The 17,913-nt window shown below is 72.6% G+C and carries 17 protein-coding genes; 11 read left to right on the top strand and 6 right to left on the bottom strand.

Annotated elements, in window-relative coordinates; genetic code table 11:
• Positions 1-88: 88 nt before the first annotated feature.
• The gene (locus ACJ6WD_RS21300; protein WP_016575560.1) at positions 89-1,282 is read left to right on the top strand and encodes an RtcB family protein; all 1,194 of its coding nucleotides are present in this window, start codon (positions 89-91) and stop codon (positions 1,280-1,282) included.
• A gap of 130 nt (positions 1,283-1,412) precedes the next feature.
• Here ACJ6WD_RS21300 and ACJ6WD_RS21295 read toward each other — a convergent pair whose 3' ends face one another.
• From ACJ6WD_RS21295 to ACJ6WD_RS21280, 4 genes are all read right to left on the bottom strand, one after another.
• Positions 1,413-2,198: a DUF2306 domain-containing protein gene (locus ACJ6WD_RS21295; protein WP_407616332.1), complete on the bottom strand. Its 786-nt coding sequence runs from the start codon at positions 2,196-2,198 to the stop codon at positions 1,413-1,415.
• A 186-nt stretch (positions 2,199-2,384) separates the two neighbouring features.
• The gene (locus ACJ6WD_RS21290) at positions 2,385-3,170 is read right to left on the bottom strand and encodes an SDR family NAD(P)-dependent oxidoreductase (RefSeq protein ID WP_233661140.1); all 786 of its coding nucleotides are present in this window, start codon (positions 3,168-3,170) and stop codon (positions 2,385-2,387) included.
• A gap of 675 nt (positions 3,171-3,845) precedes the next feature.
• Positions 3,846-4,181, bottom strand: coding sequence for a YnfA family protein (locus ACJ6WD_RS21285; protein WP_376557686.1), 336 nt, complete (start codon positions 4,179-4,181; stop codon positions 3,846-3,848).
• Positions 4,182-4,313: 132 nt separating this feature from the next.
• Positions 4,314-6,047 (bottom strand): FAD-dependent monooxygenase, encoded by a 1,734-nt coding sequence (locus ACJ6WD_RS21280; protein ID WP_407616331.1) that lies wholly within the window; start codon positions 6,045-6,047, stop codon positions 4,314-4,316.
• A 114-nt stretch (positions 6,048-6,161) separates the two neighbouring features.
• On the opposite strand from ACJ6WD_RS21280, the gene ACJ6WD_RS21275 reads away from it, so the two are divergent.
• Positions 6,162-6,860, top strand: coding sequence for a TetR family transcriptional regulator (locus ACJ6WD_RS21275; protein ID WP_331248967.1), 699 nt, complete (start codon positions 6,162-6,164; stop codon positions 6,858-6,860).
• 45 nt (positions 6,861-6,905) lie between these two features.
• On the opposite strand, the gene ACJ6WD_RS21270 is transcribed toward ACJ6WD_RS21275, so the two are convergent.
• A complete protein-coding gene (locus ACJ6WD_RS21270) occupies positions 6,906-7,364 on the bottom strand; it encodes a MazG-like family protein (RefSeq protein ID WP_407616330.1) in 459 nt (152 codons plus the stop codon).
• Between the two features lie 147 nt (positions 7,365-7,511).
• Between ACJ6WD_RS21270 and ACJ6WD_RS21265 the strand changes: the two genes are divergently transcribed.
• The gene (locus tag ACJ6WD_RS21265; RefSeq protein WP_016572470.1) at positions 7,512-8,042 is read left to right on the top strand and encodes a cupin domain-containing protein; all 531 of its coding nucleotides are present in this window, start codon (positions 7,512-7,514) and stop codon (positions 8,040-8,042) included.
• A 131-nt stretch (positions 8,043-8,173) separates the two neighbouring features.
• Positions 8,174-8,992, top strand: coding sequence for an SDR family NAD(P)-dependent oxidoreductase (locus tag ACJ6WD_RS21260; RefSeq protein ID WP_407616329.1), 819 nt, complete (start codon positions 8,174-8,176; stop codon positions 8,990-8,992).
• Positions 8,993-9,131: 139 nt separating this feature from the next.
• On the opposite strand, the gene ACJ6WD_RS21255 is transcribed toward ACJ6WD_RS21260, so the two are convergent.
• Positions 9,132-9,725, bottom strand: coding sequence for a hypothetical protein (locus tag ACJ6WD_RS21255; protein WP_233661135.1), 594 nt, complete (start codon positions 9,723-9,725; stop codon positions 9,132-9,134).
• A gap of 319 nt (positions 9,726-10,044) precedes the next feature.
• On the opposite strand from ACJ6WD_RS21255, the gene hemL reads away from it, so the two are divergent.
• The 7 genes from hemL to ccsB all read left to right on the top strand — a co-directional run bounded on the left by hemL (position 10,045) and on the right by ccsB (position 17,912).
• Positions 10,045-11,370, top strand: a complete 1,326-nt coding sequence (gene hemL / locus ACJ6WD_RS21250; RefSeq protein WP_233661134.1) for a glutamate-1-semialdehyde 2,1-aminomutase — start codon at positions 10,045-10,047, stop codon at positions 11,368-11,370.
• A gap of 35 nt (positions 11,371-11,405) precedes the next feature.
• A complete protein-coding gene (locus tag ACJ6WD_RS21245) occupies positions 11,406-12,101 on the top strand; it encodes a histidine phosphatase family protein (protein WP_016572474.1) in 696 nt (231 codons plus the stop codon).
• Positions 12,102-12,248: 147 nt separating this feature from the next.
• A complete protein-coding gene (locus tag ACJ6WD_RS21240) occupies positions 12,249-13,472 on the top strand; it encodes a hypothetical protein (RefSeq protein ID WP_233661162.1) in 1,224 nt (407 codons plus the stop codon).
• A gap of 141 nt (positions 13,473-13,613) precedes the next feature.
• Entirely contained in the window at positions 13,614-14,228 is a 615-nt protein-coding gene (locus tag ACJ6WD_RS21235; protein WP_233661133.1) for a TlpA disulfide reductase family protein, read from the top strand.
• Between the two features lie 4 nt (positions 14,229-14,232).
• Positions 14,233-14,997, top strand: coding sequence for a cytochrome c biogenesis CcdA family protein (locus ACJ6WD_RS21230; RefSeq protein ID WP_233661132.1), 765 nt, complete (start codon positions 14,233-14,235; stop codon positions 14,995-14,997).
• A 3-nt stretch (positions 14,998-15,000) separates the two neighbouring features.
• Positions 15,001-16,830 carry a cytochrome c biogenesis protein ResB gene (locus tag ACJ6WD_RS21225; protein WP_407616328.1) on the top strand — a complete coding sequence of 610 codons (1,830 nt, stop codon included), beginning with the start codon at positions 15,001-15,003 and terminating at the stop codon, positions 16,828-16,830.
• Complete coding sequence (gene ccsB, locus ACJ6WD_RS21220) at positions 16,827-17,912, top strand: c-type cytochrome biogenesis protein CcsB (RefSeq protein WP_407616327.1); 1,086 nt, start codon at positions 16,827-16,829, stop codon at positions 17,910-17,912. Before ACJ6WD_RS21225 ends, ccsB begins: the two co-directional genes overlap by 4 nt.
• Position 17,913: the final 1 nt, after the last annotated feature.

The following is a 17,913-nucleotide window of genomic DNA, read 5'->3' as shown; positions in this document are numbered from 1 at the left end:
TTTCGCCGCGAACGTCGGTTCGCCGTCCAAGATCGGGCATATTGTCCGGCTTTTGCGTTTTTCAATTTTCCGGGGGAAAGAGACAGGTATGTCGTACACCGAAGTGCCCGGCGCCCAGGTGCCGATCCGCATGTGGGCCGATCCGGCCACGGTCGAGGGCGTCGCGATGCAGCAGCTGCGCAACGTCGCCACCCTTCCGTGGATCGAGGGGTTGGCCGTGATGCCGGACGTGCACTTCGGCAAGGGGGCCACCGTCGGATCGGTCATCGCGATGCGCGGCGCGGTCTGCCCGGCCGCCGTCGGCGTGGACATCGGCTGCGGGATGAGCGCGGTCAAGACCTCGCTCACCGCCGACGACCTGCCCGGTGACCTGTCCCGGCTGCGCTCCCGCATCGAGCAGGCGATCCCGGTGGGCCGGGGCATGCACGACGACCCGGTCGATCCGCGGCGCGTCCACGGGTTCCCGACCGCCGGCTGGGACGACTTCTGGGGTCGCTTCGACGGCGTGGCCGAGGCGGTCAAGTTCCGGCACGAGCGGGCGGCCAAGCAGATGGGTTCGCTGGGGTCCGGCAACCACTTCATCGAGTTCTGCCTGGACGAGACCGGCGCGGTCTGGCTGATGCTGCACTCCGGTTCCCGCAACATCGGCAAGGAACTGGCCGAGCACCACATCGAGCAGGCCCGGAAGCTGCCGCACAACCAGGGGCTGGTCGACCGCGACCTCGCCGTCTTCGTCGCGGACACCCCGCAGATGGCGGCGTACCGCAACGACCTGTTCTGGGCGCAGGAGTACGCCCGGCACAACCGCGACGTGATGATGGCCCTGTTCCAGGACGTCGTCCGCGCGGAGTTCCGCAAGGCCCGGCCGACCTTCGAGCCGGTGATCTCCTGCCACCACAACTACGTGGCGGAGGAGACCTATGAGGGCGTGGAGCTGTTGGTGACCCGCAAGGGCGCCATCCGGGCCGGCAGCGGTGAGTACGGGATCATCCCGGGCTCGATGGGCACCGGCTCGTACATCGTCCGCGGGCTGGGCAACCCGGCGTCCTTCAACTCCGCCTCGCACGGCGCCGGCCGCAAGATGAGCCGGAACGCGGCGAAGAAGCGCTTCTCCACGCGCGACCTGGAGGAGCAGACGCGGGGCGTGGAGTGCCGCAAGGACTCCGGGGTCGTCGACGAGATCCCCGGCGCCTACAAGCCGATCGAGAAGGTCATGGAGCAGCAGCGGGACCTCGTGGAGGTCGTCGCCAAGCTCAAGCAGGTGGTGTGCGTGAAGGGGTGAGGGGCGGGGCGCTGGCTCCGCCCGGAGCGCCACTGCCCCGGAGCGGCCCGGCCCGCCTCGCCCGCCTCGCCCGGCCCGCCCGCCTCGCCCGCCGCGCCCACCGGTCCGGTGGGCGCCGGGCCGCGGGGGCCTACGCGCCGTGTTCCCCGCGGAGGGCGCTTGCCGCCGGGCGGCGTCGGGCCGGTCGTCGACGTTGGATCAGGTACTCGGCGGCGATCAGGTTCAACAGCAGCGCGCACCACGACGAGGTGCTGGCGATGTCGTGGCTGGCCGTGAGCGGATCGCCCGCGTACGCGACCGGGTCGGCGAGTTGGCTCGCCACGAGGTGCTCGACGACGGGCTGGATGATCCGCGAGGTGAGCGCGACCAGGGTCAGCGCGACGTTGCGGACCATCCACTCCCGGTGGTCGGCGTAGCGGCGCGCGCGGGCGGCGCGGTAGCCGGCGACTCCGGTGACGATCCACAACGCGTCGAGCACGGCCAGGGACAGTTGGTTGCTCAGCCCCAGCGGGACGAAGTAGACGACCGGTATGCCGATCAGGGCGGACGGGAACACCCCGCCGAAGAAGTAGGTCCGGCCGATCCACCGGTGGGCGACCGGGAGCCGGCGGCGCAGCCAGGGCCAGCACTGGGCGAGGCCGGTCAGCACCGCGACGGTGGCGGTGAAGATGTGCGCCACCAGGAGCGCGTAGTGCAGTTCGCTGCGCGGCGGGACGCGACTGGTGTGCAGGTCGGGCGGGACGTAGGCGCTGACCGCCTGCGCCGTGACGAGCAGCGACACCGCGACGAGGGGTACCAGCCAGAGGGCGGTCGGGGGACGACGGCGCCGCGTGCTACTGGGGGCGGCGGGCGCGGGCCGGGCTGCGTGCGGGCCGGCGGCCGGTGGTGGGGACGCGGGGCTCGGGGTCGTTGGCATGCGCCCACTGTCGCGGCGCGGGGGGAGCGGGACACGGGGCCCGCACACCCAGCAGGGGGTGTACCTAGGCCCCCTCTTTTCGGGGTGGGTTCCCGGAGCCGCGCGGGGCTGCGGCGGGCGGCGGGCGGGGCTGCGGCGATCGATCCCGCCACCCCGCCGGTGCCGGCCCCGCCACCCGCCGTCCCGTCAACTGTTGCGGTGCACCTTGGTGTTGGAGGCCTGCGCCCGGGGGCGGACGACGAGCAGGTCGATGTTGACGTGCGGGGGACGGGAGACCGCCCAGGCGATGGTGTCGGCGACGTCCTGCGCGGTGAGCGGTGCGTCCACGCCCTGGTAGACCTTGGCGGCCTTCTCGGCGTCGCCGCGGAAACGGGTGGTCGCGAACTCCTCGGTCTTGACCATGCCGGGGGCCACCTCGATGACCCGTACCGGCTCGCCGCACAGCTCCAGGCGGAGCGTCTCGGCGATGACGTGCGCACCGTGCTTGGCGGCGACGTATCCGCCGCCGCCCTCGTACGTGCCGTGGCCGGCGGTGGAGGACAGGACGACGACGGTGCCGTCGCCCGAGGCGGTCAGCGCGGGCAGCAGCGCCTGGGTCATGTGCAGCACACCGAGCACGTTGACCTCGTACATCGTGCGCCAGTCGGCCGGATCGCCGGTGGCGACCGGCTCCGCGCCGACCGCGCCGCCGGCGTTGTTGACCAGGACGTCCACGGAGGGGAAGCGGCCGAGGGAGCGCGCGAACGCGTCGACCGCGGCGCGGTCGGTGACGTCGAGCGCGTACGCCTCGGCGTGCGGGAGTTCGGCGGCGAGCGCCTCGATGCGGTCCTTGCGGCGGGCGGTGAGCACGACCCGGTAGCCGGCGGCGGACAGCGCCCGGGCGGTCGCGGCGCCGATGCCGCTGCTCGCTCCGGTGACGACGGCGGTACGGACGCCGGCGGTGTTCGCGGTGTCGGCGGTGTCGGCGGTCATGGTGCTCTCCCTCTACGCGGTACGGGTGCGGACGGCGCGTCGTGGTGCCGCCCGTGAACCAGGGTGCAGGTGGCCCGCGCCATCGTGGTGCGGTGTGCGAGCCGGTTCCGGGGCTGGGGTTGGAGTTGGGGCTGGGGCCGGGGCCGAACGGAACCCCGTATGCCGTGGTGTGGTGCGTGCGGTGCCTGCGCCGCGCCGTGGTGCGGGGTGTGGAGGCGCTGCGCGGGCGGTCGTGCGGTCGTGCGGTCGGTGAACTTCGGTGATCTGCCGTGATCTTCGGCGTTTTGAGGTGCGGGTGGTGGGGGTGGTGCGGGTGGTGCGTGCGTGGTCAGGATATGCAGGGGAGCGCGCCGGGTCGGCGGCCGGAGGGCTGGGTGAACGTGGCCCCTCGGCCCTGCGGCGTCCGCGTCCTGCCCCGATGGATGCGTTGGTTCCCGGCCCGGTCCCGTGGCCGGGCCCCGTGCTCTGGTGCGGCGCGCCGATGCAGTGCCCGCCGGGTTGGACGGGTTCGGCGGCCTGTTTCCGCCGAGTCCAGGGCGGGCACACGCCGAGCGGGCACACGCCGGGCGGGCACACGCCGGGCGGGCACACGCCGAGCGGGCACACGCCGGGCGGGCATGGGCGGTCGGGCAACGGCGCCCCGCCCGGTATGGCCGGACGGGCGGCAGGAGGGGGTCAGCGGCCGCGGGGGGCGTACATGATCACGGCCATGCCGGCCAGGCAGACCAGCGCGCCGATCACGTCCCAGCGGTCCGGACGGTAGCCGTCCGCGACCATGCCCCAGGCCAGCGACCCGGCGACGAACACCCCGCCGTAGGCCGCGAGGATCCGGCCGAAGTTGGCGTCCGGCTGGAGCGTGGCCACGAAGCCGTACACGCCCAGGGCGATCACCCCGGCGCCGATCCACGCCCAGCCCCGGTGCTCCCGCACCCCTTGCCACACCAGCCAGGCACCGCCGATCTCGAAGAGCGCGGCGACGACGAACAGGGCTACGGAACGGGCGATGAGCATGCCGCTCAGCGTAAGGACCCGGTCCGGCCCCGGGCGAGGACGGGCCCGTCCCGGCCCGCCGCCGGCGCGTGGCGCGCGGGCCACCGCCCACGGACCGGAGCGCATCGGTGCCACCGCGGCCGCCCCGGCGCCTCACCTCCGCGCGGAGCGACCCGCGGACCGTGCGGCAGCGGGGGCGGACGAGGCGGATGGGGCGGACGAGGCGGATGGGGCGGAGGCGTCGGTCGGGTCGGATCCGGCGCCGGTCCACCGGGCGAGGGCGGAACGGAGCGCCGTGGCGCGTTCGCCGGGGTCGGTGGCGTCGGTGGCCCACGCGACGTAGCCGTCGGGACGCACCAGCAGGGCCGTCCGGCGCTCGCTCGCCCAGCAGGCGGTGACGACCCGGTCGGTCGCGGCCTCGCGCAGCGCCTCCTGCGGTATCTCGCCCGCAGGGGTGACGAGGACGAACGTGCCCTGCCGCAGCAGCTCGTAGAGCCGTCCGCCACCGGCGAGGCGGAGGTCGGGCGCGCGGCGGCCGACCAGCCGATGGGCGCCGGGCCCGGCCGGATAGGCGACATCGATGCCGGAGACGCCGCCGATCGCCCGCCGGGACAGCGACGGCAGGCGGGTGAGGAGTTGCCCGCCGAGGCGGCGCAGGGCCCGGGCCGGGGCGCCGCGCAGCAGCGCGAGCCGGATGAGGGCACCGCTGCTGCGCAGCACCGCGGTGCCGACCGGGTGGCGCTCTTCTTGGTAGCTGTCGAGCAGGCGGTCGGGGGAGTGGCCCCGCACCACCGCCGCCAGCTTCCAGCTGAGGTTGGCCGCGTCCTGGAGGCCCACGTTCATCCCCTGGCCACCGGCCGGGGAGTGGACGTGCGCGGCGTCACCGGCGACGAAGACGCGGCCGACGCGGTAGGCGGGGGCCTGGCGTTCGTCGCTGTGGAACCGCGAGATCCAGCGGGCGTCGTGCATGCCGAAGTCGGTGCCGAAGGAGAGCCGGGTGACCTCGCGGACCTCGTCGAGGCAGGCGGGGGCGTCGTCGGGGGCCTGCGCGTGGCGGTTCCACCCCAGGACGCGGTACCAGCCGTCACCGAACGAGCCCACCAGGGCGAAGGCGTCACGGGCGGCGCGGACGGCGAACGGGGAGTCGGGCGCCCGGTCCAGCCGGACGTCGGCGAGGACGACGGAGCGGACGACGGCCTTTCCGGGGAAGGGAAGGCCGATCGCCTCGCGGACGGAGCTGCGGGCGCCGTCGGTGCCGACCACGTAGCCGGCGCGCAGGCTCCCGACGTCCCCGGCCGCCTCTCCGGCCCCGCCCCCGGCCGCCCGGAACCGCACCGTCACGCCGTCCGCGTCCTGGGTGAGCTCCTGCACCTCCGCTCCGTACCGGAAGGTGACGCCGGCCTGCCGCGCGCGCCGGAGCAGCAGCCGCTCGACTTCGTACTGCGGCGTGATCAGGACGAAGGGGAAGCGGCTGTGGAGCCCGCCCGCGGGGAGCATGCCGTCCCCGAACACCTGGAGGCCGGGGAGCCGGTGGCCGCCGGCGATCAGCTCGTCGGCGAGCCCGCGGGCGTCCAACTGCTCCAGTGAACGGGCGTGCACGGCGAGGGCCCGGCTGAGATTGCTGGTGGTGTCGTCGCGCCGCTCCAGGAGCGTGACGGCGATCCCGGCCTCGGCGAGGTCCCCGGCGAGCAGCAGGCCGGTGGGACCGGCGCCGACGACGATCACGTCCGCGTCCCGGCCGGCGGGCGTGGCGGCGGGAGCGCGCCGTGCGCCGGCGTCGCTCTCCGGCCGTGCGGGCGGGACGGTCGGTCGGGTGGTCGGGTCGCCGTCGTGCTCGCTGCCGAGGTCGCTGCTGTGGTCTGCGGGCTTGCGGTTGAGGGCATCCATGTCTGCCGCCTCCTGCCAACGCACGGTGGTCAACAACTGTTGGTCAACGCTTGTTGGCAAGCGTACGGCTCCCGCCGCTCGCATGTCAACGCTCGTTGGCCTACAGTTGTTGACATGGTCGAACGCGATCCCTCCGCCACCCCCTCCGACCCTCGGTCCGCGGGCCGGTCCGCCGACCCCGCCGCGGCGGTCGGCCCCGAGATCGACGCCGGCCCGCCGCCGGTCGCCGCCGAGGCCCCCGACATCGGCACCCACCGCCGCCCCCGCCGCTCCGACGCCACCCGTGCCGCGATCCTCGCCGCCGCCCGGGACCGCTTCGCCGCCGACGGCTACGAGCGCGCCACCATCCGCGCGATCGCCCGGGACGCGGGCATCGACCCGTCGATGGTGATGCGCTACTACGGCAACAAGGAGGGCCTCTTCGCGGCCGCCGCGGAGATCGACCTGCGCGTGCCGGACCTGGCGGCGCTGCCGCCCGAGGAGCGCGGCGCCCGGCTCGTGCGCCACTTCATAGAGCTCTGGGAGGGCGACGAGACGCTGACCGGCATGCTGCGCGTCGGCGCCACCAACGACGCGGGCGCCGAGTGCATCCGTCGGGTCTTCGCCGAGCAGGCGCGGCCGATGATCGACGCCGCCTGCCCGGTGCCGGAGGAGGCGGCGGCCCGCGCCGCCCTGATCGAGTCGCAGATCCTGGGCATGGCGCTGTGCCGCTACGTCCTGCGCGTCCCGCCCGCCGTCGACCTCGGTCACGACGAACTCGTCGCCTGGCTGGCCCCCACCATCCAGCGCTACCTGACGGCGGAGCGCCCCTGACGGAGCGGATGCGCAGGCGCCGGGGGCTCGCCGCCCCGCCCGTCGCTATTCCGTCCCCGTCCCCGTCCCCGTCCCCGTCCCCGGCCCCGTCTCCGGGGACGGGCCCGGCCCCGGCACCCGCTCCGCGATCCGCCGCAGGTGGCCCTCGAAGACCTGCCGCGCCTCGGGCGTCAGCGTCCGCAGCGCCACCATCGCCGTCACGATCACGTCGCACAGCTCGGCGTGCACGTCGTCCCACGTGTGGCTGTGCCCCTTGCGCGGATTCTGGCCGGTGGCCCCGATGACGGCCTGGGCCGCCTCGCCCACCTCCTCCGAAAGTTTCAGGACACGCAGCACGCGCTCCTGCTCCTTCGGCAACGCACTCTCCCGGTCGAGCCACCCGACGAGCGCCTCGACGGTGCGCCAAGGGGCCGCGTCGTCAGGTTCGCCGGTGGAAGGGGCCGCGGAGGAGGGGCAGTTGGCGTCCGGAGGGGGAGCCGAGGAGGTCGTGACGGGATCAGACATGGCCCGATTCTGCCGCTCGTTCCGCGGCCCGCGCCCCGTCCGCCCCTAGGGTGAGGCGACAGCCGGCCAAGCGACCGCGGCCGGCGGGCCCACCGGCCCGTACGGCGACCACACCGGCCCGCGGACGAGCGGAAGGCGGCCAGACGGATGGACGAACACCCCGCGGTGCCCCGGGACCGGTTCCCGCAGGAACTGGTCGCCTTTTACGGGCTGACCCGGCTGCCGCGCGAGGGCGGTTGGTACCGCAGGACCTGGGCCGGGCCCGAGCGGTCGGACGGCCGGCCCGAGGGCTCGGCGATCGTGATGCTGCTGACCGCCGAGCCGGGTGTCTTCTCCGCGCTGCACCGGCTGCCGGCCGACGAGACCTGGCACTTCTACCGGGGCGACCCGCTGAGCCTGTTCCTGCTGTCCGAGGGCGAGCCCGCGCAGGGCCGCGCCGACGCGGCCCGCACCGTCGTCCTCGGCCCGGACGTACTCGGCGGCCAGCACGTGCAGTTCACGGTCGGGGCCGGCACCTGGATGGCCGCCGAGGTCGCCGCCGGCGGCGCCTGGACGCTCTTCGGTTGCACGATGGCGCCCGGCTTCACCTTCGCGGACTACGAGCACGGGGACGCCGGGCGGCTGACCGCCCGGTTCCCCCACGAGGCACTGCGGATCGGAGCGCTGAGCCGGGCATGACAGTGGAGCGGACCCCTCATGAGCCGAACGGCGGGGACGGGGCGGGCACTCCCGAACTCGCCGCGGAACAGGGCGCATTCGGCCAGGGGGATCGTCCTACGGAGGCAGTGGGAGCAGTGGGGGCGGCGGGGATGGCCGGGGAGGCAGGTCCGGCGGAGGCCGTCCGCGCGGACCGCGGGGGGCGCGCCGACCTCCCGGACCTCACCGGTCACGTGGTGCTCGTCACCGGGGCGTCGGGTGGGATCGGTCGGGGCATCGCGGTGCGGTTCGCCGCTGCCGGGGCGGCGGTGGTGGTGCACTACCGGGCGGGCGGTGCGGCCGCGCGCGAGCTGGTCGGGGAGATCGAGCGGGGCGGCGGGAGCGCGCTGGCGCTCCACGCGGAGCTGGGCGTGGAGGAGGAGTGCCGGCGGCTGGTGGCGGAGGCCGCCGCGTGGCGGGGGCGGCTGACCGGCCTGGTGAACAACGCCGGGGTGCAGCCGGTCCAGGACCTCGCCGGGATGTCGCTCGCCGACTGGCGGGCGGTCGCCGATCCCCTCGTCCACAGCGTCTTCGCCTGCACCCAGGCCGCGGTGCCGGTGCTGCGCGCGGCCGGTGGGGGATCGGTGACGCACATCGCCTCGATCGAGGCGGATCGCCCGGCACCGGGGCACGCCCACTACTGCGCGGCCAAGGCGGCGGTGGTGATGCACGCCCGGGCCGCGGCGCTGGAGTACGGGCCCCACGGGATCCGCGTGAACACCGTCTCGCCGGGTCTGATCGAGCGGCCCGGGCTGGCCGAGGACTGGCCGGAGGGGGTGCGCCGCTGGCAACGGGCCGTGCCCACCGGGAGGTTGGGGCGTGCCGAGGACGTCGGCGACGCCTGCGTCTTCCTCGCCTCGCCGATGGCTTCCTGGATCACCGGGCACGATCTCGTCGTGGACGGCGGCGTCTCGGCCCGCCCCACCTGGTGACGGCACCGAGGCGCCCGGCCGGCGCACGGGGTGCACCCGCCCGTCCTGCGGCACCGGGGCACGGCGCCCCGCCCGTGGCCCCTGGGGAGGGAGTGGGCGTCCCCGGTGCCGGCCGGGTCGCCCCGCTCGCCCGGCCGCGTTACGGCCAGACCAGGCAGTACGCCTGGTGTCCCGCCTCGTGGAGGCGGTGGGAGAAGTCCTGCCACTCGTGGAGGAGCCGGTAGACGCTGAAGGCGTCCTGCGGGCCGCCGCGGTCGGGGACGGTGGACCAGATGAAGGCGGCCGCGCCGACGGACTCCTCGCCGACGCCGCGCAGCGGGTCGACCACGGTCATGGGCAGTTTGACGACGGCGTAGTCGGGGTGGAGCACGACCAGTTCCAGCGGCGGAACCTTGTGCAGCGGTATGCCCTCTATACCGGTGAGGACCATGGCGGCCATCGTCTCCGGCTTGATCTTGGTGAACATGCCGCCCATGCCGAGCTCGTCACCGCCGAGTTCCTCGGGACGCATCGAGATCGGGACGCGGGCAGCCGTGGCGCCGTTGGGTGCGCCGAAGTACTTGTACGTCACCCCCATGCGGCCGCCCTTGTTGTCCCCGCCCGTAATGCCTTGGGTGGCCTCGTGCCGGTCGTCCCCGGTTCTCTCGGCGCCGTCGCGTCGGTGACGGCCGCGCTGGGCGCGCTCGGGACCCCGGTCATTGGTTCCCTCGCCCAGTTCGCCACCGCGATGCATATCTCCACCCGACCACTCGCAGCCCCAGCCGCGCAACCCGATCATCGTCTCAGAGACCTCCCCCGTCACCGGCGCGTGAAACGCCCGGCCGCACGCCCCCGTGCGCCTCTGAGACCATTGCTTGCGTGACCCACTCGTACGACGCCCCAGTTTCGCAGACGCGCGGGGTCTGGGGCCCGGTCGCGAGCGAGAGGAACGAAAAAGAAACCAAGAGGGAATGAAGGGGAATCGCGTCGGCGGGCCGGGTGGTCCGCGGGGTGGTTCCCGTACCGCTGTCAGCCGGGCCGTGTCCGCGCGCCGCCGCCCTCCCCCCCCGTATATGCAGGTCAGGATCACAGTGTCTTTTCCGTATGAAGCCCCTGTTTCGCAGTCGCTGTTCGACCGTGCGTCCGTGGTGACGCCGGGCGGCGTGAATTCTCCGGTGCGGGCGTTCCGAGCCGTGGGTGGTACGCCCCGGTTCATGGTGTCCGGTACCGGTCCGTACCTCACTGATGCCGATGGCCGGGAATACGTTGACCTGGTGTGCTCGTGGGGGCCGATGATCCTCGGCCACTCGCACCCCGAGGTGATCGCCGCGGTCCAGGACGCGGTCGCCCGCGGGACGTCCTTCGGGACGCCGGGTGCCGGCGAGGTCGAGCTGGCCGAGGAGATCGTGGCGCGGATCGCGCCGGTCGAGCAGGTGCGGCTGGTCTCCAGCGGCACCGAGGCGACGATGTCGGCGATCCGGCTGGCGCGCGGCTTCACCGGCCGCGCCAAGGTGATCAAGTTCGCCGGTTGCTACCACGGGCACGTGGACGCGCTGCTGGCCGCGGCCGGTTCGGGCGTCGCGACGTTCGGGCTGCCGGACACCCCCGGGGTGACCGGTGCGCAGGCCGGCGACACGATCGTGCTGCCGTACAACGACCTGGCCGCCGTGCGCGCCGCCTTCGCCGCGCACGAGGGCGAGATCGCCTGCGTGATCACCGAGGCGTCGCCGGGCAACATGGGCGTCGTCCCGCCGCTGCCGGGCTTCAACCAGGGGCTCGCGGACCTGTGTTCGCGCAACGGCGCGCTGTACATCTCCGACGAGGTCATGACCGGCTTCCGGGTCAGCAAGGCCGGTTGGTACGGCATCGACGGGGTCCGTCCGGACCTGATGACCTTCGGCAAGGTCATGGGCGGCGGCTTCCCGGCCGCGGCCTTCGGCGGGCGCGCGGACGTCATGGCGCACCTCGCTCCGGCCGGGCCGGTCTACCAGGCGGGCACGCTCTCCGGGAACCCGATCGCCACCGCCGCCGGTGTCGCGCAGCTGCGGCTGCTGGACGACGCCGCGTACGCGAAGGTCGACGCGGTCTCCGCGGAGGTCCGCGGGCTGGTCACCGCGGCGCTGGCCAAGGAGGGCGTGGCGCACCGGCTCCAGGTCGCCGGGAACATGTTCTCGGTGTTCTTCACGGACGCCGAGGTGACGGACTACGAGAAGGCCAAGACGCAGGAGTCGTTCCGCTTCACCGCCTTCTTCCACTCGATGCTGGCGCAGGGGGTCTACCTCCCGCCGTCCGCGTTCGAGTCGTGGTTCGTCTCGACCGCGCACGACGACGCGGCCGTCGAGCGGATCGCCGCCGCACTGCCGGCCGCCGCCCGGGCCGCGGCGGAGGCCGGCGCATGACCGGCACGAGCGGGACGGACCGGACGGCGGGCGGGATGAGCGACGGCGCGCAGGGCGGCGACGAGATCACCGTGGTGCACCTGATGCGGCACGGCGAGGTCCACAACCCGGAGGGCGTGCTCTACGGGCGCCGGCCCGGCTACCACCTCTCCGACCTGGGGCGGAAGATGGCCGACCAGGTCGCCGAGCACCTCGCGGAGCGGGACGTCACGCATGTGGTGGCGTCGCCGCTGGAGCGCGCGCAGGAGACCGCGGCGCCGATCGCCGGGGCGCACGGCCTGGAGATCGCCACCGACGCGCGGCTGATCGAGGCGGCCAACGTCTTCGAGGGCAAGACCTTCGGGGTGGGGGACGGTGCGCTGAAGAAGCCGGGCAACTGGAAGTACCTGACCAACCCGTTCCGGCCCTCGTGGGGCGAGCCGTATCTGGAGCAGGTCGTCCGGATGATGGCGGCGCTCGGCGCGGCCCGGGACGCGGCCCGCGGGCACGAGGCGGTGGCGGTCAGTCACCAGCTGCCGATCTGGATCGTGCGGAGCTTCGCCGAGCGGCGGCGGCTGTGGCACGATCCGCGGAAGCGGCAGTGCACCCTGGCCTCGCTGACCTCGTTCACCTTCCACGGTGACAAGATCATCTCGGTGGGGTACAGCGAGCCGGCGCGCGACCTGGTTCCCTCCCACCTGCTGGCCGGCGCCAAACCCGCGAAGGGCAAGTCCAAGGCTTTCGGGGCCTGACGTGCCATCACGTGGCGGAATGTCAAATTCGTCGGAAATGCAAGATGTGACCCAATAGCACGGAACCTCCCCGTCCGGCATGCCCTCTATAAAGATGTCCGTTTATATGGATATCGAGTTCGGTGAGCACGGATGGGGAACGACGCTATGGGCGCGATGAGTCGGCGGAATCTGCTCGGGATGGGGGTCGGGGCGGCCGCGGCCCTGGGCGTCGCCGGGTGCTCCGCCTCGGGCCAGGACGGCGAGGAAGGGCAGCGGGTCAAGAACGCGGCACCGGCCCGCCCCAAGCTGATAGGTGACGGCTCGACCGCCCATTACGGCAAGCAGCCCCACCAGCCCGGCGCGCCCGAGCGGCTGGCGCCGGGGCAGACCCCGCCGCAGTTCGTGATCTTCTCGTGGGACGGGGCGGGAGAGGTCGGCAACGGCCTCTTCCCCCGGTTCCGCAAGCTCGCCAAGGACCACGGCGCGGCCATGACCTTCTTCCTCTCCGGGCTGTACCTCCTGCCCGAGGACAAGAAGCGCCTCTACCTCCCGCCGAACAACCGCCCCGGCGCCTCCGACATCGGCTACCTCAGCGACGCGCACATACGGGAGACCCTCGACAACGTCCGGCAGGCGTGGTTCGACGGGCACGAGATAGGCACCCACTTCAACGGCCACTTCTGCTCCGGCCGGGGCAGCGTGGCGCACTGGACGCCCGCCCAGTGGAAGTCCGAGATAGACCAGGCCATGGGCTTCGTCACGAAGTGGAAGACGCACACCGGCCTCGCCGACGCCGAGCCGCTGCCCTTCGACTACAGCAAGGAACTGGTCGGCGGCCGCACGCCCTGCCTGCTCGGCCAGGAGAACCTGCTGCCCACCGCCCGCGAACTGGGCTGGCGCTACGACGCGAGCTCCCCGGGCGGCCTGCAGATGTGGCCCCGCAAGAAGCAGGGGATATGGGACTTCCCGCTGCAACAGATACCGTTCCCGGGTCACTCCTTCGAGGTCCTCTCGATGGACTACAACATCCTCGCCAACCAGTCGAAGAACTCCACCAAGGCGCCGCCGGCCAACTACCCGGGCTGGCGCAAGCAGGCCAGCGAGGCGTACATCGCCGGATTCCAGCGGGCCTACGAGACCAACCGCGCGCCGTTCTTCATCGGCAACCACTTCGAGCAGTGGAACGGCGGCATCTACATGGACGCCGTCGAAGAGGCGCTCAAGCACATCGCCGACGAGCGGAACAAGGACGTCCGGCTGGTCTCCTTCCGCCAGTTCACCGATTGGCTCGACGTCCAGGACCCCGGCGTCGTCCGCAAACTCCAGGGGCTGGGCGTCGGTCAGCGGCCGGCCGGCGGCTGGAAGTCGTACCTCTCCGCGGCCGCCTGAGCGGCCCGGCGCCTGCGGGAGACCCCCGGTGACGCGCCGGAAGCTTTCGTTCCGTACGGTCTGACATGGCCCTTCGTCAGCTGTGCGGCGGGGCGAGGGGGGCGCGGAAGATCCGCAAATGGCCCATGCGAAACTTTTCACATGAGTGACAGCCGCGCCCCCCGCCGCCTCACCAGTCGCCGCCGTCTCGCCCTGTTCGCCGCGGGAGCGGCGGCCGCCTCGCTGACGCTGAGCGCCTGCGGCGACGGTGCCTCCGGCGGCTCGGCGCAGACCCGGTTCGTCCAGGGCAAGAACGGCGTCGACACCGTCAAGCCCGACGAGCGGCAGCCCGCCCCCGACCTGTCCGGGGAGACCACCACCGGCAAGAAGCTGAACGTGGCCGACTACAAGGGCAAGGTCGTCATCATCAACGTCTGGGGCTCGTGGTGCGGCCCCTGCATCGCCGAGGCCCCCAACTTCGCCAAGGTCGCGAACGAGGACAAGGACAAGGGCGTCCAGTTCATCGGGATCAACACCCGCGACGCCGAGAAGTCGCAGGCCACCGAGTTCGAGCAGCAGCACAAGGTGCCCTACCCGAGCCTGTACGACCCCACCGGCAAGCTGATGCTGCGCTTCCCCAAGGGCAGCCTCAACCCGCAGTCGATCCCGTCCACGATCGCCATCGACCGGCAGGGGCGGATCGCCGCGCGCTCGATCGGCCCGCTCGCCGAGGACGACCTGCGCAAGATGGTCGACCCGCTGATCGCCGAGAAGTGATCGCGTGATCGCGCTCGCCGCCAACGCCGCGGAGAACCAGACCATCCTCACCGGTGCCCTCATCGCGGCCGTCCCGGTCGCCCTCGTCGCCGGCCTGGTCTCGTTCTTCTCGCCCTGCGTGCTGCCCCTCGTCCCCGGCTACATGTCGTACGTCACCGGGGTCACCGGCACCGACCTCGCCGAGGCCCGGCGCGGCCGGATGCTGGCCGGCGCCTTCCTCTTCGTCCTCGGCTTCACCGCCGTCTTCGTCTCCGGCGGCGCCCTCTTCGGCTTCTTCGGCAAGACCCTCCAGGACTACAAGGACGTCATCTCGCGCGTCCTGGGCGTGCTGATGATCCTGCTCGGACTGGCCTTCGCCGGCGTCCTGAAGCGGTTCGGCCAGCGCGAGCTGCGGTTCCACCGGAAGCCCGCGATGGGGCTGGCCGGCGCGCCGCTCCTCGGCGTCCTCTTCGGCGTCGGCTGGACGCCCTGCCTGGGCCCCACCCTCACCGCCGTCAACACCCTCTCCTTCTACGACGCCAGCGCCGGCCGCGGCGCACTGCTCACCGTGGCGTACTGCCTGGGCCTGGGCCTGCCGTTCATCGCGGTGGCACTCGCCTTCCGCCGGGTCCTCGGGGCCTTCGGCTGGGTCAAGCGGCACTACGTCTGGGTGATGAGGGCCGGCGGCGGCATGATGATCGCCCTCGGCGTCCTCCTCCTCACAGGCGTCTGGGACATCCTGATGTCCCAGCTACAGAGCTGGACGCAAAGCATCACCGTTGGGATCTGATTGATGTCCACCAAGACCGACACCACGGACGAGCCGGGCGCCGCCGCCGACCAGGGCGGTGATCTCGGCACTGCCGGATCCCAGCTCTCCACCGCCCCCAAGGAGGACGTCTCCCTCCCCTCCCTCGGCCCGATCGGCTGGGTGCGCTGGTTCTGGCGGCAGCTGACCTCGATGCGGGTGGCGCTGCTGCTCCTCTTCCTGCTGTCCATCGGCGCGATCCCCGGCTCGCTGATCCCGCAGACCAGCATCGACCCGGTCAAGGTCGACGCGTTCAAGGCCAAGCACGAGACCCTCGGCGAGGTCTACGACAAGCTGGGGATGTTCCACGTCTACAGCTCGGTCTGGTTCTCGGCGATCTACCTGCTGCTGTTCATCTCGCTGATCGGCTGCATCGTGCCGCGCGCCTGGCAGTTCATCGGCCAGCTCCGCGGCCGCCCGCCGGTGGCCCCCCGCCGCCTGACCCGGCTGCCCGCGTACACCACCTGGCACACCGAGGCGGCGCCCGAGGAGGTCCTCGCGGCGGCCGAGCGGCTGCTGAAGAAGCGGCGCTTCCGGGTCCGCCGGGAGGACACCTCGGTCGCCTCCGAGAAGGGCTACCTGCGCGAGGCCGGCAACCTGCTGTTCCACGTCGCGCTGATCGTGCTGCTGGTGGCGTTCGCCGTCGGCGGCCTGTGGAAGTCCGAGGGCGGCAAGCTGGTCACCGAGGGCGACGGCTTCTCCAACAGCCTCACCCAGTACGACGACTTCAGCTCCGGCCCGTTCTTCGACACCGACACCATGGAGCCGTTCGGGTTCACCATGAACTCGTTCGACGCGACCTACGAGCGGACCGGCCCGCAGAAGGGCACACCCCGCACCTTCCGCGCCAACATCACCTACTTCACCGGCGCGGACGGCACACCGCACAAGAAGTCGATCGAGGTGAACACCCCGCTCGACATCGCCGGCAACAAGGTCTACCTGCTCTCCCACGGCTACGCGCCGGTCGTCACCGTCAAGGACGGCCGCGGCAAGGTCGTCTACCACGGTGCGGTGCCGTTCCTCCCGCAGGACCCGAAGAACTTCACCTCCTCCGGCGTGGTGAAGGTCCCGGGCGCACAGACCAAGGACGGCCAGCGCAACCAGCTCGGCTTCCAGGCGCTGTTCGTCCCGACCTTCGGCGGCAAGAACTCCGGGTCGATGTTCTCCCAGTTCCCCGCGCCGGACTTCCCCGTCCTGTCGGTCAACGCCTGGCACGGCGACCTCGGCCTGGACTCCGGCCTGCCGCAGAACGTCTACCAGCTCGACACCAAGCGGCTGAAGCAGTACAAGGACGCCAGCGGCGACATCTTCAAGAAGATGCTGCTGCCCAAGGACCGGGCGGCCCAGATGCTCGGCCACGCCGGCGCCGAGCTGACCCCCCAGCAGCTCGACGCCGAGTCCACGATGACGCTCCCGAACGGCGCCGGCTCCATCACCTTCGAGGGCATCAAGACCTGGGCCAGCTTCAAGATCGCCCACCAGCCCGGCAACGGCCTCGCCCTGACCGGCGCGGTCTGCGCGCTGCTCGGCCTCGCCGGCTCGCTGTTCATCCAGCGCCGCCGCGTCTGGGTCCGCGCGGAGCGGCCCGCCGACGGCGTCACCATGGTCGAGATGGCCGGCCTCGGGCGCAGCGAATCGGCCCGGGTGGCCGACGAACTCGCCGCCCTCGCGGCCGCGCTGACGCCCAGCGCCCCGCTCGCCGCCGCGCCCTCCCCGGACACCGCGGACGATTCCGCCCCGTCCGCCGAAGAACCGACGGAGCCTACCGACTCTGCCGATCCTGCTGATCCCTCCGAAGGAGCGCGCGCGTGAATCTCGCTGCCGCAGCCAACGAGACACTGGCTCACAACAGCAATGTGTTGGTGTATTCGGCGATGGCCGTCTACACCCTCGCCTTCCTCGCCCACATGGCCGAGTGGGTGTTCGGCAGCCGCAGCAAGGTCGGCCGGACCGCCGCCGCCCTGACCGCCCAGGTCGCTGCCACCGCCGCGGCGCCTGTCCAGACCAGGCAGAAGGGCGGCACCGCCGTCCTGGAGCGCCCCAAGGTCGTCACCCGGTCCGCGGCCGGCGGCCCTGACGTCCCCGACGGCCCCGGCGCGCACGGCGGCACTGAGAAGGGCGACCTCTACGGCCGGATCGCGATCTCGCTGACCGTCCTGGCATGGGCGCTGCACGTCGGCGGCATCGTCACCCGCGCCGTGTCCGTGCAGCGCGCCCCCTGGGGCAACATGTACGAGTTCTCCACGACCCTGGGCGGGGTCGCGGTGACGGCCTACCTGGTCCTGCTGCTGCTCAAGAAGAACGTCCGCTGGCTCGGCCTGCCGCTGATCACCACCGTCCTGCTCGACCTGGGCCTGGCCGTCAGCGTCCTGTACACCGCCAGCGACCAGCTGGTGCCGGCGCTGCACTCGTACTGGCTGTGGATCCACGTCTCCTGCGCGATCATCTCCGGCGCGGTGCTCTACCTCGGTGCGGTCGCGAGCCTGCTCTTCCTCTTCCGCGACCGCTACGAGGCCAAGCTCGCCGACCCGGACGGCCCGCAGCCCGGCTCCTTCGCCACCTCGGTCCTGGAGCGGCTGCCCTCGGCCGCCTCGCTCGACAAGTTCGCCTACCGCGTCAACGCCACCGTCTTCCCGCTGTGGACGTTCACCATCATCGCGGGCGCCATCTGGGCCGAGGCCGCCTGGGGCCGCTACTGGGGCTGGGACCCCAAGGAGGTCTGGTCCTTCATCACCTGGGTCGCCTACGCCTGCTACCTGCACGCCCGCGCCACCGTCGGCTGGAAGGGCCGCAAGGCCGCCTGGCTGGGTGTGATCGCCTTCGTCTGCTACCTCTTCAACTACTTCATCGTGAACATCTTCGTCACCGGCCTGCACTCCTACGCCGGCGTCTGAC

The sequence above is a fragment of the Streptomyces sp. VTCC 41912 genome, from assembly GCF_045799175.1.
Classification (GTDB): Bacteria; Actinomycetota; Actinomycetes; order Streptomycetales; family Streptomycetaceae; genus Streptomyces; species Streptomyces albulus_C.
Note: the sequence above shows the minus strand (reverse complement) of the source record. Positions and strands in the feature narration are given on the sequence as shown.